This window comes from Hymenobacter sp. DG01 (assembly GCF_006352025.1).
In the GTDB taxonomy this organism is placed as follows: Bacteria; Bacteroidota; Bacteroidia; order Cytophagales; family Hymenobacteraceae; genus Hymenobacter.
In genome coordinates this window covers 1,702,611-1,715,669 of sequence record NZ_CP040936.1, presented here as the reverse complement: position 1 = coordinate 1,715,669, position 13,059 = coordinate 1,702,611, and the positions used below count along the sequence as shown (strand labels likewise).

General features: G+C 64.4%; 11 protein-coding genes. 4 read left to right on the top strand and 7 right to left on the bottom strand.

What is annotated here, in order from left to right; all coding sequences use genetic code 11:
* Nucleotides 1-35 precede the first annotated feature (35 nt).
* The 3 genes from ccoN to FGZ14_RS07325 all read right to left on the bottom strand — a co-directional run bounded on the left by ccoN (nucleotide 36) and on the right by FGZ14_RS07325 (nucleotide 5,109).
* Nucleotides 36-2,285, bottom strand: a complete 2,250-nt coding sequence (ccoN, locus tag FGZ14_RS07335) for a cytochrome-c oxidase, cbb3-type subunit I (RefSeq protein WP_139922849.1) — start codon at nucleotides 2,283-2,285, stop codon at nucleotides 36-38.
* 190 nt (nucleotides 2,286-2,475) lie between these two features.
* Nucleotides 2,476-2,640, bottom strand: a complete 165-nt coding sequence (gene ccoS, locus FGZ14_RS07330) for a cbb3-type cytochrome oxidase assembly protein CcoS (protein ID WP_139922846.1) — start codon at nucleotides 2,638-2,640, stop codon at nucleotides 2,476-2,478.
* Between the two features lie 12 nt (nucleotides 2,641-2,652).
* Nucleotides 2,653-5,109, bottom strand: a complete 2,457-nt coding sequence (locus tag FGZ14_RS07325) for a heavy metal translocating P-type ATPase metal-binding domain-containing protein (protein ID WP_139922843.1) — start codon at nucleotides 5,107-5,109, stop codon at nucleotides 2,653-2,655.
* 282 nt (nucleotides 5,110-5,391) lie between these two features.
* Here FGZ14_RS07325 and FGZ14_RS07320 point away from each other — a divergent pair, with 282 nt between their 5' ends.
* Both FGZ14_RS07320 and FGZ14_RS07315 read left to right on the top strand, forming a co-directional pair.
* Nucleotides 5,392-5,886: a hypothetical protein gene (locus FGZ14_RS07320; protein ID WP_180754523.1), complete on the top strand. Its 495-nt coding sequence runs from the start codon at nucleotides 5,392-5,394 to the stop codon at nucleotides 5,884-5,886.
* 36 nt (nucleotides 5,887-5,922) lie between these two features.
* Nucleotides 5,923-6,300 (top strand): group III truncated hemoglobin, encoded by a 378-nt coding sequence (locus FGZ14_RS07315; RefSeq protein WP_139922841.1) that lies wholly within the window; start codon nucleotides 5,923-5,925, stop codon nucleotides 6,298-6,300.
* An 84-nt stretch (nucleotides 6,301-6,384) separates the two neighbouring features.
* Here the strand turns inward: FGZ14_RS07315 and FGZ14_RS07310 are convergent, their stop codons facing one another.
* The 3 genes from FGZ14_RS07310 to FGZ14_RS07300 form a co-directional block, all read right to left on the bottom strand.
* The gene (locus FGZ14_RS07310; RefSeq protein WP_139922838.1) at nucleotides 6,385-6,693 is read right to left on the bottom strand and encodes a cupin domain-containing protein; all 309 of its coding nucleotides are present in this window, start codon (nucleotides 6,691-6,693) and stop codon (nucleotides 6,385-6,387) included.
* Nucleotides 6,694-6,963: 270 nt separating this feature from the next.
* On the bottom strand, nucleotides 6,964-8,019 hold the full coding sequence (locus tag FGZ14_RS07305; protein ID WP_139922836.1) for a response regulator: 1,056 nt from the start codon (nucleotides 8,017-8,019) through the stop codon (nucleotides 6,964-6,966).
* Entirely contained in the window at nucleotides 8,019-9,611 is a 1,593-nt protein-coding gene (locus FGZ14_RS07300; RefSeq protein ID WP_139922834.1) for a PAS domain-containing sensor histidine kinase, read from the bottom strand. Before FGZ14_RS07300 ends, FGZ14_RS07305 begins: the two co-directional genes overlap by 1 nt.
* 149 nt (nucleotides 9,612-9,760) lie before the next feature.
* Between FGZ14_RS07300 and FGZ14_RS07295 the strand changes: the two genes are divergently transcribed.
* Together FGZ14_RS07295 and FGZ14_RS07290 are read left to right on the top strand one after the other, a co-directional pair.
* Nucleotides 9,761-10,108, top strand: a complete 348-nt coding sequence (locus tag FGZ14_RS07295; RefSeq protein WP_139922832.1) for a hypothetical protein — start codon at nucleotides 9,761-9,763, stop codon at nucleotides 10,106-10,108.
* A 98-nt stretch (nucleotides 10,109-10,206) separates the two neighbouring features.
* Nucleotides 10,207-11,019, top strand: a complete 813-nt coding sequence (locus tag FGZ14_RS07290) for a universal stress protein (protein ID WP_139922830.1) — start codon at nucleotides 10,207-10,209, stop codon at nucleotides 11,017-11,019.
* A 43-nt stretch (nucleotides 11,020-11,062) separates the two neighbouring features.
* Here the strand turns inward: FGZ14_RS07290 and FGZ14_RS07285 are convergent, their stop codons facing one another.
* Nucleotides 11,063-12,967, bottom strand: a complete 1,905-nt coding sequence (locus tag FGZ14_RS07285; RefSeq protein WP_180754522.1) for a gliding motility-associated C-terminal domain-containing protein — start codon at nucleotides 12,965-12,967, stop codon at nucleotides 11,063-11,065.
* Between the last annotated feature and the right edge of the window lie 92 nt (nucleotides 12,968-13,059).

The window sequence follows — 13,059 nt, the reverse complement described above, 5'->3', positions numbered from 1 at the left end:
GAGGTCTTAGGGACTTGGATTTCGGACCGCGCCGCCTACCCCGGTCCGACGGGCAAAGCCCGTTGGACCGGGGTAGGCGGCGCGGCGGCGGTAGCGGGCTCCTGCTTTACTTTGATGTCGGTGCCCAGGCGCTGGAGGTAGGCAATCAGGGCCACAATTTCCTTGTCGGTCTTCACCTCGATGTCTTCCTTCTTCAGTTCCTGCACAATGCCCTGGGCCTGGCGGCGGGCGTCGTCCACGGCTACCTGGTCGTAGTCCTGGGCGTAGGGAGTGCCCAGGTTGCGCAGGGCCTTGATTTTGGCGGGCAGAATCTTGTAGTCGATATCCTGCTCAAACAGCCAGGGGTAGGCCGGCATAATCGAGCCCGGCGACATGCTGGTGGGGTCGAGCATGTGGTTGTAGTGCCAGGAGTGCGGGTACTTGCCGCCTACGCGGTGCAAATCGGGGCCGGTGCGCTTGGAGCCCCACAGGAAGGGCCGGTCGTACACGAACTCGCCCGCCTTGCTGTACTCGCCGTAGCGCTCGGTTTCGGAGCGGAAGGGGCGCACCATCTGGGTGTGGCAGTTCGAGCAGCCCTCCTTGATGTAGATGTCGCGGCCCTGCAGCTCCAGTGCCGTGTAAGGCTTCACGGAGGCAATGGTAGGCACGTTGCTGCGCACCAGGAAGGTCGGCACCATCTCAATGGCACCCCCAATGAGGATGGCCACAGTGGCGGCAATGCTTAGCTGCACGGGGCGGCGCTCAATCCAGCGGTGCCAGTGGCCGCCCTGGTGCTCTTCTACCAGCTCGGCGGGTACCAGGGCCGGAGCCTGGGCTTTTTCTTCGGCCAGCAGCGTGCCGGCTTTGGCGGTTTTCACCAGGTTATACACCATGAAGAACACCCCGCTCAGGTAAAGAACCCCGCCAATGCCGCGCAGGTAGTACATGGGCACAATCTGCAGCACGGTTTCGAGGAAGTTGCTGTACTGCAGCATGCCCTCGCTGTTGAACTGCTTCCACATCAGGCCCTGGGTAAAGCCGGCCCAGTACAGAGGCAGGGCGTAGAACAGGATGCCCAGGGTACCCAGCCAGAAGTGGGTGTTGGCGAGCTTCTTGGAGTAGAGCGGCGTGCGGTAGAGGCGGGGCCACAGCCAGTACAGGATGGCGAAGGTCAGGAAACCGTTCCAGCCCAGGGCGCCTACGTGTACGTGGGCTACAATCCAGTCGGTGAAGTGGGCAATGGCGTTTACGTTTTTGAGGCTGAGCATCGGCCCCTCGAAGGTGGCCATGCCGTAGGCCGTTACGGCCACCACCATAAACTTAAGCACGGGCTCCTCGCGCACCTTGTCCCAGGCCCCGCGCAGGGTGAGCAGGCCGTTGATCATGCCGCCCCAGCTGGGCGCAATCAGCATGACGGAGAAGGCTACCCCCAGGCTCTGGGCCCAGTCGGGCAGGGCCGTGTAAAGCAAGTGGTGAGGTCCGGCCCAGATGTAAATGAAAATCAGGGACCAGAAGTGGATGATGCTCAGGCGGTAGGAGTACACGGGGCGCTCGGCGGCCTTGGGCAGGAAGTAGTACATCATGCCCAGGTAAGGCGTGGTCAGGAAGAAGGCTACCGCGTTGTGGCCGTACCACCACTGCACCAGGGCATCCTGCACGCCGGCGTACATAGAGTAGCTTTTCAGGAAGCTCACCGGCAACGCCATCGAGTTGACGATGTGCAGCACGGCTACCGTCAGGAAGGTGGCAATGTAAAACCAGATGCCCACGTACAGGTGCCGCTCGCGGCGGCGGGCAATGGTCCCGAACATGTTCCAGCCGAACACCACCCACACCAGGGTAATGGCAATATCAATGGGCCACTCCAGCTCGGCGTACTCCTTGGAGGTAGTAATGCCCAGGGGTAGGGTAGCTACCGCCGAAACGATGATGAGCTGCCAGCCCCAGAAGTGGATTTTACTCAGAACCCCGGAGAACATCCGGGCCTTGCACAAGCGCTGCAGGGAGTAGTATACCCCCATAAAGATGCCGTTGCCGACGAAGGCGAAAATCACGGCGTTGGTGTGCAGGGGGCGGATGCGGCCGAAGGTGGTGTAGGCGGTGCCCATGTTCACCTCGGGGCGGGCCAACTGGAAAGCGGCCAGAATGCCCACCAGCATGCCAATAATGCCCCATACTACCGTGGCAATGCCAAAGTCGCGGACAATTTTGTTATCGTAGAAAAAGGTATCAACCGCCCGCGGGGGAGTGTGGGGGCGGGCCGGCGACTGGGGCGCCGCAACCGGCGGTATGGCTTCGACTTGCATAGCCTGTAGAAGTGAGTGATTTACTTCTCCAAAGGTCCTGCAAGGCTGCTGCGGAAGGGATGACGAAAGTCAGCCCGGGGGTTGATTGATGTCAGGCCCCACCCCAACCCGTCTCCAATAGGCAGGGGGCTTATTGTACCATTGCAACGATTTGACTGATTATCGTTGAGATACAAACTCAACCCCCTCCCTAGTGGGGAGGGGTTGGGGTGGGGTCCTCGTCCTCAAACAGTATGCGCACCGAGGGCGTGTAGTCGTCTTCGTACTGACCCGAGCGCACGGCCCAGAAAAAGCCGCCCAAAAACAACAGGGCCACTACCAGGCTGATACCGATTAGCAGAAAGATAATATTCATGAGCAGGCAGGGTTAGAGGTGGCGCCGGTGGGCGGCGTAGCGCACCAGCAGGGTGGCAAATACCATCACGCTCAGGGAGCTGATGGGCATCAGAATGGCCGACACAATGGGCGTGAACCTGCCCTGCACGGCCAGGCCCAGCCCGATGCCGTTGTAGCAGAAGGAGAGCACAAACGTGCCCAGCACCACCTGCAGGCAGTCCTGAGAAAACTTCAGGAAGGTGGCCAGGCGGCCAAAGCTGCCGGCGTCCAGAATGGCGTCGCAGGCGGGGGAGAAGTTGGTGAGCGTATCGGTGAGGGCAATGCCGGCGTCGGCCTGTTGCAGGGCGCCCGCGTCGTTGAGCCCATCACCGACCATGATGACGGTGCGGCCCTGCTGCTTGAGGTGGGCAATGTAGTCGAGCTTCTGCTGGGGCGACTGCCGGAAGTGCAGCTCCGCCTCGGGGCCGAACAAGGCGCGCAGGCGGTCCTGCTCCGTGTCGTTGTCGCCGGAGAGCACCGCCAGGTGGTAGTGCTGCCCCAGCTCGGCCAGCACCGGGCGCAGCTCCTCGCGGTACACGTTGCGCAGCAGGTAGCAGCCCTGCACCCCCTCCAGGCGCACGTACACACGGGACTGCAGCGCATCGGAAGTGGCAGCGGGAGCTTCCGGTACTGGGGCTGCTGGGGCGGCGCTTCCTACCCCCACAAACGCCTCCGACCCCACCCGCACATCCATTCCGCCTACGGTGCCCGTCAGGCCCTGGCCCGGCACTTCCCGGAAGTTCTCCACCACGGCCAGGGCGGCGGGCAGCTCGGCGGCCAGGCGCTGGCTCAGGGGGTGGGTTGACTGCCCTACCACGGCGGCCAGGGCCTGCTGCTGGGCCGGGCTCAGGGCCGGGCCGCGGTATTCCACCTCGGAGCGCTTCACATCGGTGAGGGTGCCGGTTTTGTCGAACACGATGGTATCGGCGCGGCCCAGGGTTTCCACTACCCCTGAGTTTTTGAGGTAGAGCTTGCGGCGCCCTAGCGCCCGCAACGCGGCGCCCAGGGCAAATGGCGTAGCCAGCGAGAGGGCGCAGGGACAGGCAATAACCAGCACCGAGGTAAAGGCCCGCAAGGCCATAACGGGCTGGCCCTGCAGCTGCCAGTAGGCCACCGCGCCCAGGGCCAGCACCAGGGTCACGGCCACGAAGTAGCGGCCCACACGGTTCGCGTAGGTTTCCAGGGTAGCCTTTTCCTCCTTCTGGAAGGCGGGGTTGTTCCAGAGCTGGGTGAGGTAGCCCTGCGACACCTCGCGCACTACTTCCAGCTCCACGGCCTCGCCTACCTGCCGGCCGCCAGCGTACACCACCTCGCCCGAGGTGCGCGCCACCGGCACGCTTTCGCCCGTCACGAAGCTGTAGTCAATCTGGCCCTGTCCGCGCAGCAGCACGGCATCGGCCGGCACAATTTCCTGGTGGCGCACCCGTATCCGCTGGCCTGCCCGCAGCTCCCGCACCGGCACCGACTGCTCCTGCCCGCCCGGCCCGAGCAGCGTGACGGCCACCGGAAAGTAGGAGGTGAAGTCCCGGTCGAAGCGCAGGGCGTCGTAGGTGCGCTGCTGCACCCACTTGCCAATCAGCATGAAAAACACGAGGCCCGTAAACGAATCTAGGTAGCCGGGGCCACGCCCGGTGGCAATGTCGTAGAGGCTGGTCAGGAACAGGGCCGTCAGGCCCAGGCTGATGGGAAAATCGAGGTTGATGTAGCGTTGGCGCAGCCCCTGCCAGGCCGAGCGGTAGAAGCCGCGCGCACTCACCAGCAGCACCGGCAAGCTCAGCAGCACGCTCAGCCACCCAAAAAACCGCCCGAACGAGGCCTGCAGCTGCTCCGTGAAGGAAAAGTAGTCGGGGAAGGCCATCAGCATCACATTGCCGAAGGCAAACGCCGCCAGACCGAGCTGGTAGTAGAGCGTGCGGCCCGCGTGGTGGGGCTGGGCGCCCAGCTCGGCCAGGGTAATTTGAGGTTCATAGCCCACCGAAGCCAGCAGCTTCACCACGTCTTTGAGGGTAGTGGCCGTGGGATTGTAGCTGACGGTAAGCTCTTTGCGCAGGAAATTTACCCGCGAAGCCGTGATGCCGGGGTTGAGCCTGAACAGGTTTTCGAGCAGCCAGATGCAGGAGGCGCAGTGCATCTGCGGAATGCTCAGGGTGAGGCGGGCCAGCGTGTCGGAGCGAAACGCCAGCAGCTGCCCCTGCACCGACTCCACCTCCAGGTAGTCGAAGCGGCCGGGCAGCTCCACGTCCTTTACTTTCTGGCCCGGCTTGTCGTCGAGGCGGTAGTAGGTGCACAGGTTGCTTTGGTCGAGCAGCTCGTACACGGCCTGGCAGCCCTGGCAGCAGAAATGCAGCTCGGGCCGGGCCGCCAGCCGGATGGGCTGGTCGGGGCACTCGTCGCCGCAGTGCGAGCAGGCAACGCGGACGGGGGTAGGGGCAGAGGCAAGAGTAGGCACGGGCAAAAGCGGGCTGTTTCAACCCCAAAGCTCCCCCGGCTGGCGCGCCCGTTCCCTGATGAATGTCAGCCCGCCCGCCTGATTTATCTCAGCCTAGTGCTGGCTGCGCCAGCCGACCTTTGCGACAGGTTAGCCGTTAGGCCCTGGGGTAGCACCTGATGGAACCTCCCCCGGTCCCCTCGCCTTGGGGAGAGCGGGAGCCTCATGACGGTTGGCGCTGTTCGGCCTGGCGCTGACCTTTGATTAGCCTTCGATATCAAATCACACGCAAACTTTACTGCTATGCCCCGCGCGCACGCTACGGCCTCTCTGCTGCTCACCCTGGCCCTGTTCGTGTGGGCCGGCATGGTGGCCGGTATTTCGTTTCTGGAAGCCCCGCTCAAGTTTACGGCCCCGCACATTACCGTGCCGCTGGGCCTGGGCATCGGGCGGATTGTGTTTGCGGCCCTCAACAAGGCCGAGCTGCTGCTGGCCGCAGTGGCCGTTGTAAGTGGCTTCTACGGCCGGGTGCCGGCCCACATCGGCACGGCGCTGGGGCTGCTGAGCGGGGTGCTGCTGCTGCAGACGGCCTGGCTGCTGCCGGCCCTGGATGTGCGCGCCCTGGCCCTGCTGGCCGGCCACCCGGCCCCGCCCAACTCCCTGCACACGGTGTACATCGGGCTGGAAGTGGTGAAGCTCCTGACCTTGCTGCTGACCGGCTGCTGGGGGTTCCGCTGGGCGCTGCGGGTAGCCGGCCAGCAGCCCCAGGGCCAACCCGCCGTGCCCCAGGCCGCCTGATTTCCCTGTTTCTCCCTACCCCTTATCCTCACCGCAATGCCCGATATTGAATCGGAAACCGACATCCGCCTGCTGGTTGATACGTTTTACGAGCAGGTAAACCACGACCCGCTGCTGGACCCCGTGTTCAACCAGGTGGCCCGCGTAGAGTGGCCCCGGCACCTGCCCATTATGTACGATTTCTGGAGCAGCATTCTGCTGGGCTCGGCCCGCTACCATGGCCGGCCCTTCCCCAAGCACCTGCCCCTGCCTATTGATGCTACCCATTTCCAGCGCTGGCTGGAGCTGTTCGAGGCCACCGTGGACACGCTCTTCACCGGCCCCAAGGCGGAGGAGGCTAAGGTGCGCGCCCTCAACATTGCCACCATGTTCGAGTACCGGCTGCGCCAGCGCGGTTCCTTATCGGTGCTCTGAGCTTCGCTGCTCCTTTTGTGCCCTATGCCACGGCCCGCTTCCATACCGGATGGAAGCGGGCCGTGGTGCTACCGGGAGCCTGGGCTAGCGGTAAATCAGAATGCGGGCGTCTTCAAGGCAGTGCAGGGAGTGAGGGGCGCCGTTGGCAATAACCACATAGTCGTCGGTGGTTACTTCCACCGGGCTGCTTTCCTGGGTGATGATGAGCCGCCCGGCCAGTACCACTACCAGTACGTCCACGCTGGCGTGGTGCGTAGGCATAACTTCGCCGGCCGTGAAGGTTTTGTAGATGATTTTCTGGCCGGCTTTGTCGAGCAAAACCAGGGCTTTCTGGGGGCCAACGGGCGTGTGCTGGCCCTGGAGCAGGCTGCCGGTTTTCAGGGAGGGGAACATGAGCGGAAAAGGCTGAGCCGGGCGGTGACTTCCGCCCCGGCTTGCCGGCCCGAAGTACGCCCTCAATCCGTCCGCTCGGCATGACAAAACTCACCCCAACGGCTGAGCTTCCGCACTCAGCCACGCCTACCCCCATCAACCACCTAAACCCAACCGAGCATGAGTTGGCACGAAGCCAACCGGCCGGACGCCTTCGACGGCGGACCGGCCACTGGGTTTGGGTGGTTGATGGGGGTAGGCGTTCCTCCGACCGGGGCTTCGTGCTGGAGGCTACCAGTTGGGCTGGCGCAGCTTCTGAGGCTGCAGCACCCGAATTCCTTTGGGCGTCAATTCTACCAGACCATCCTGCTTGAACTCGCTCAGAGTCCGGATCAGGGATTCGGGAGCGGTGCCAACTACGGCGGCCATGTCGTCGCGGGAGAGCTGAATGAGGGCTTCCGGGGTGGCGCCGGCTTCCTCGTGCATGCGCAGCAGCGTATCGGCCACCCGGCGGCGCAGGGAGTTATAGGCCATGCCTACCAGCTGCTGCTCCCGCTCACTCACGCGGCCCGCCAGCAGCCGGATAAACTGCTGACCCACGGCGGGGTTGCGGTGCACCAGCTGGGTGAAATCCTCGCGCGGGATGTAAAGCAGGGTCGCGTCGTCGAGCACCACGGCCGTGTCGTCATGCGGGGTTTGCTGCAGCAGGGGCAGGTAGCCGAAAAACTCGCCGGCCCCGTACACGCCCGTAATCAGCTCTTTGCCGGCGGCGGTGCGGCGCACGGTTTTTACCCGGCCTTCCTGCACAAAGTACAGGCGCGTGGGCTCGTCGCCCTCCACGTACACTTCCTGCTTTTTGCGCAAGGTATGAGGCCGCCGGTCGGCCACCAGGTCAGAGAGCTTGCCCACGGCCGAAGCATCGTCCAGAAACTCAGTAAGGGCGCCGGGCTGCTGCAGGTCGTAGTCGGGCTTGAGGTGGCGGAAGCGGTTGAGGCGTCCGGTAATGGCGCTCAGCAGCTCCGTTTCATCGAAGGGCTTGGTCAGGTAATCATCTGCGCCCAGCTCCATGCCCCGGCGCTGGTCGGTGCGCTCGGTTTTGGCGGTCAGGAAGATGAAAGGCACCCCCGAGAGTTGGGGGTTCTGGTTGAAAATCTGCAGCACGCCGTAGCCATCCAGCACGGGCATCATAATGTCGCACACCACCAGGTCGGGGCGGGTAGCCAGGGCCTGTTCCACTCCCTGCTTGCCGTTTTCGGCCGTCAGCACCGCGTAGCCAGCCAGCTCCAGCAGCTCCGCCGTATTTTCCCGAATCAGGTCGTTGTCTTCAATCAGCAGAATGGTCTTCATCAGAGAGGAATGGTAACAGTGACGGTGGTGCCTGCGCCTACCTGGCTTTCCAGGGCAATGGTGCCGCCCATCAGCTCCAGGTACTTGGCAATAATATAGAGGCCCAGGCCCGTGCCGGGCACGTTGGCCACGTTTCGGGCCCGGAAGAAGCGTTCAAACAAATGCTGCTGGTCTTCCTCCGAGATGCCCACGCCCTGGTCCTGCACCCGAATCAGCACCTGGTGGGGGTGGCACTCGGCACGCACCCGCACCTCGGAGCCCTCGCCTGAGTATTTCAGGGCGTTGGAGAGTAGGTTCACCAGAATTTTGCGCAGCAGGGAGGGGTCGAGGCGTACCAGCTGGGTGCATTCCAGCTCGGGCACAATGGTCTGGCCGGCCTTGCGCAGACCCTGCAGGTCGGCAATGGTTTCCTGGAGCAGAGCCGGCAAATCGAGCTGCACGGGCCGGGCCTCAATGCGGCCTTCCTCAATGCGGCCTACCGACAAAAACTCCTCCAGGATGTCGTTGAGGTGATTTACGGAGGCCCGGATGCGCTGCAGATGCTTCACACGCTTGTCCTGCTGCTCGGTGCCGGGGTACTTCTCAATCAGGGCCGTGGAGGTGAGTACGGCCGTGAGCGGAGTCCGGAACTCGTGGGAGGCCATGCTCACGAAGCGCGACTTCAGCTCCCCGAGCTCCTGCTCGGCCCGCAGGGCCTGGCCGAGCTCCTCGGTGCGCTTTTCCAACTGGGCCAGGGTGGTGAGCAAGGCGTGGGTGCGGTCCGTGACTTTCTGCTCCAGCTCGGCGTTGAGGCGCTCCACGCGCTGGCGCTGGTCAATCAGCTCCCGCTCGGCTTCCTTCTTAAAGGTGATGTCGATGACGTAGGACACCACGAACAGTTCGTCTTCGAGGTGAAAATAGCTCAGGCTGACTTCCACCGGAAACACCGAACCGTCGCGGCGCCGGGCCTGCAGGTCGCGGTTGTGGCCCATGGCCCGCACCTGGGGGTTGGCGTTGAAAGAGGCCCGGAGCTGCTCGTGGCGGTGGCTCACGGCATCGGGCACCAGCACATCAATGCGCTGGCCCAGCAGCGTGCCCGCGGGGTAGCCGAACAGCTCCTGAGCCTTTTCGTTGGCCAGCACAATATCGCCCTGCCGGTTGCACACGATAATGCCGATGGTGGCGTGGGCAAACACGGCCTCGAAGCGGCCCACGCTCTGGCTGAGGCGGCGCTCAGTGGCCCGCAGGCGGTCGGTATCCGTTATCCGGACCAGAAAATGAAGGCGCTCCTCCAGGGTAAGGCTATGCAGCTCCATGCTGGCCCAGAACGTGCTGCCGTCCTGGCGGCGCAGCTCTACGTCCATCTCCTGATGGCCGGTGCGCAGCACCTGCTCGCGCAGCTGGTCCCACTCGGCCGGTGTCAGCTGCCGGGAACGGAGGGAGCGGGCCGGGTCAGTGAGCAGGGCCGGGGCCGAGGGGTAGCCCAGCAGCTGGTAACCGGCCGGATTTACGTGGGTAAACCAGCCCAGCTCAACGTCATAAAGCCCAATAAAGTCCTTGGCTTGCGCAAAGAGAATATCAGTAAGTGAACCAGAAGCGAAGGGAAGGGGCATAGGCGAAAGACACCACAAAGAGAAGATAACGGGGCAACTTCCGCAAAGAACGGCAGATGATCAATATCAGTTAGCCCGGCTGATGCCTGTCATGCCACGGGCCGGGGCCGGCCAGTAGTTTTGAACTAGGATCAATTACTCTGCTCGCCATGTCCGGTCTTCTGCCTCTTTCCGCCACCGACCCACCCATTGCAGCCATGCTGCTGGTGATGGTGCCGCCGCTTGCCCGACGAGGCGGGACTCCGGGCCAGACCTTCTCGGCCGCTGACCAGGCCAGTCTGCAGCGGCGGCTGGGGGCGGCCGTGCAGGTGCTCACCATCGACGAAGCCAACTACCCCGCCGTGGTGCGCAGCTTTGCCCCGGTGCAGCTGCCGGCCTACGTGCTGGTGCGCGAGGGCCGGGAGCTGTGGCGGCAGCAGGGCCTGCCCCACGCCGATGAGGTAGTGCCCCTGGTGCTGGCTAAAGTAGCCCCCGACTGGGCCGAGTCGGCTGGCTGAGCTGCCGCCTGGCCCGGACCTGGGCGGCCTGTGGGGTCACCCTGGGGTAGGCGAGGTAGGCTTTTCCGTGTTTTTCCCTTAACCGCTTCCCGCAGCTCATGGCAACCTCCCTGCTTCTGCTCACCGATTTCTTTCAGGCCGCGGGCCGGGCCCTGGCCTATGCCACCAACCTGGCCGAGCCCCTGCAGGCGCGCCTGGTGCTGCTGCATGTGCGCCGCGACTCTGTGCTGGACCCCGAAATGTTCAGCGGGCAACTCTCCAATCTCAGCCGCGAGGCCATTACCCTGGCCTTGCAAAGCGTGACGCGGCAGCTGCGGGTGCCGGTGGTAGCCGAAGTAGGCCACGGCCGGGTAGCTTTTGCCGTGGCCGATGCCGTCAGCCGCCATCAGCCGGCCCTGGTAGTGCTCGGGCGCCCTGACTATAGTGCTACCCCCGACGAGTTGGTGCAAACTACCTCCCTGGATATTCTGCGGGCCGCGCCCTACCCCATGCTGGTAGTGCCCCACAGCGTGGAGAGCAGCGGCCCGCCCCGGCGCCTGCTGCTGGCCCTGGACGGCGAAGCCTTCGACCTGGGTCAGCACGCCGGCCCGGTGCGCGAGCTGCTCTCGGCCCTGCAGGCCCAGATAACCGTAGTGCACATCCGCCGCCCCGAAGCGGCTACCGACGAGCCCAGCCTGGAAGCTGCCCTGCCGGCAAGCCTGGGGCTCGACTGGCCGGTTACCGATACCCGGGTAGTAAGCGGGACCGACCCGGCCGAGGGTATTCTGCAGGCTGCCCGCCCCACCGACTACGATGCCGTAATGCTGATTGCCCGGCGGCGCAGCTTCCTGGGCAACCTGTTCCACCGCAGCGTTACGGCCCGGGTGCTGCTTCACAGCGAGTTGCCGGTGCTGGTGCTACCCGCCCAATAGCCGGCGTACAGGTGGCCCGGTGAGCTGATAAACGCCGCTCGGGCTACCGCAGCAGCGTGACGGTGCCACTCTGCACCACCCGGTTACCCAGCTGGTCGGTGGTTTCGAAGCGCCACACGTAAGTGCCCGGCACCGGGGCCGCCGTACCGATGCGCCCATCCCAGGTTTGTGTGCGCGAGGTGGCCTGAAACACCGGCTGCCCATTGCGGTCAATGATGACAAAACGGAAGTTCTCCAAATAGCGGCCCTTCAGCTCCAGCACATCATTAAGCCCGTCGCCGTTGGGGGTGAAGGCCGTGGGAACAAACACCTGCACCCGCCGGGCTACCGTAGCCACATTGGAGTAGCTGACAAGGGCGCCTATGGTGGCCTCAATGCGGTAGCACACCACCTGCTGATCGGGGGGGGGCTGCAGATCGAGGTAGGTAAGGCCCCCGCCGCTGACCGGCCGACTGCTCAGCACGGCGTTGGTCGCCGACAAAACCAGTACCCGGTAGCTTACCGGCGCCGTGGCGTCGGGGCCCCGCAGGGCGGTCCAGCTCAGCCGAATGGTGCTGGCATCGGCCGCTTCGGGGCGGGCCTCCAGCATCACCGGGCATACGGCAGTGCTTTCGCCGGAGCGGTTACCGCAGGCATCCTGCTGGCGCACGGTGTAGCACAGCTCGGCACCGGGGGTAGGGCTGGCAAGCGAGTCGATGAAGGAGCGGGCGGCCGTAGTTGCCAGCGGACTGCCATTACGCAGGTAGGTGAGCAGCCCGCTACCTGGTCCGGTGGCCAGCAGCTCAATTTGGTTGCGCAGGGTGAAGGAGGCCGTCAGGCGGGGCGCTACCGGGGCCGGACCAGCCAAGGCCGTTACCGCTACCTCATCGGAAACCGAGGTGGCCGCGCCGGTTGCCAAACTCAGGCGGTAGCGGTAGGTAGTGCCGCAGGCCACGTCGGGGTCCTCGTAGCGGGTAGTGCCGGCCGGCAGCGGCAGCTGAACCGTGTTCGAGCCATCCGTCCGGGTCAGGGTAAAGGGGCCGGTGCTGCCGGTGCTCCAGTTCAGCTGATTGCGCCCGCTCAGGGCCGTGCCGGTGAGGCTAACGGTGCAGACCGTGGCCGATGGACTATTGGCTACCGCGGGCTGGCAGGCGTCCTGAAGTAGCAGGCGGTAGCAGCCGGGCAGGGCAGCGTTGGCAAGGGTGTAAGAGGTAGCCGTGCCCGGCACGGTGGCCACCGTGCGGAAGCCGCCCGTCGCGGCTGCATCGGCTAGCTGCAGGCGGTACTGGTACTCCGGCTGCAACGGCCCGAACTGGAATTGCGCCGTGGAGCCCTCCACAGCAAGCCGGGTCAGTACCGGCGTCCGGGGCGCGGGCAGGGGCGTAAACGTGCGGGTGCTGACGCCGGCGCACAGACTGGCAATGGCGTAGCGGCCGGTAACGGTTACGGTATTGGCCCCATTGGTGGGGTAGGTAGCCGGGGTGTTGCGCGCGGCGGGTACGGGGGCGGCGGTGCCTACCTGCACCGTGTACTGGTCGTAGTGGGTGTCCGTAACGGTTACCTCCACAAAGCCGGGGGCGCAGGCCGTGAGGGTAAAACCAGGGTCGGGGGTGGTTTTTACCTCGAAGTTTCGGGAGAAGATAATGCCCTGGCTGCCGCCCTGGGGCCCCTGGGTGTTCTGGGTGATAACTAGCACGCCGGCCGCCGTGGGGGTAAATGTGGTGGCCGTATCCGTGAAGCCGCTGCAGGTAATGGCCGGGCCGCGCTGGTAGTAAATCTGGGCCGGGTCGAGGTTTTTGCCGCTGCAGTCGCGCAGCCGCACGGGGCGGTTGGCGCACAGGTAAAACGGCAGCTCCTGGCCCGTTACGGCATCGTAGGCTTTGAAACAGGCGCCGGAGTTGGGGGTAGGAGTACACTGGCCATAAGCCGGAGCCTGGGTACCCAGCCAACCGGCACTCAGCAGTAGCAAAAAGACAAGTAGAGGTTTCACTATCCCCATAACGAAGCAGCCGCGCGCTTGCGTACCCGCGCCGGGCTAAAGTAGCAGGTTTCGGGAGGTAC

Excerpts from the sequence above, each read along its gene's own strand:
- FGZ14_RS07310 (WP_139922838.1), bottom strand. The coding sequence starts at position 6,693 with ATGTTCCCCTCCCTGAAAACCGGCAGCCTGCTCCAGGGCCAGCACACG.
- FGZ14_RS07295 (WP_139922832.1), top strand. The coding sequence starts at position 9,761 with ATGTCCGGTCTTCTGCCTCTTTCCGCCACCGACCCACCCATTGCAGCC.
- FGZ14_RS07320 (WP_180754523.1), top strand. The coding sequence starts at position 5,392 with ATGCCCCGCGCGCACGCTACGGCCTCTCTGCTGCTCACCCTGGCCCTG.
- FGZ14_RS07305 (WP_139922836.1), bottom strand. The coding sequence starts at position 8,019 with ATGAAGACCATTCTGCTGATTGAAGACAACGACCTGATTCGGGAAAAT.
- ccoN (WP_139922849.1), bottom strand. The coding sequence starts at position 2,285 with ATGCAAGTCGAAGCCATACCGCCGGTTGCGGCGCCCCAGTCGCCGGCC.
- FGZ14_RS07290 (WP_139922830.1), top strand. The coding sequence starts at position 10,207 with ATGGCAACCTCCCTGCTTCTGCTCACCGATTTCTTTCAGGCCGCGGGC.
- FGZ14_RS07315 (WP_139922841.1), top strand. The coding sequence starts at position 5,923 with ATGCCCGATATTGAATCGGAAACCGACATCCGCCTGCTGGTTGATACG.
- ccoS (WP_139922846.1), bottom strand. The coding sequence starts at position 2,640 with ATGAATATTATCTTTCTGCTAATCGGTATCAGCCTGGTAGTGGCCCTG.
- FGZ14_RS07300 (WP_139922834.1), bottom strand. The coding sequence starts at position 9,611 with ATGCCCCTTCCCTTCGCTTCTGGTTCACTTACTGATATTCTCTTTGCG.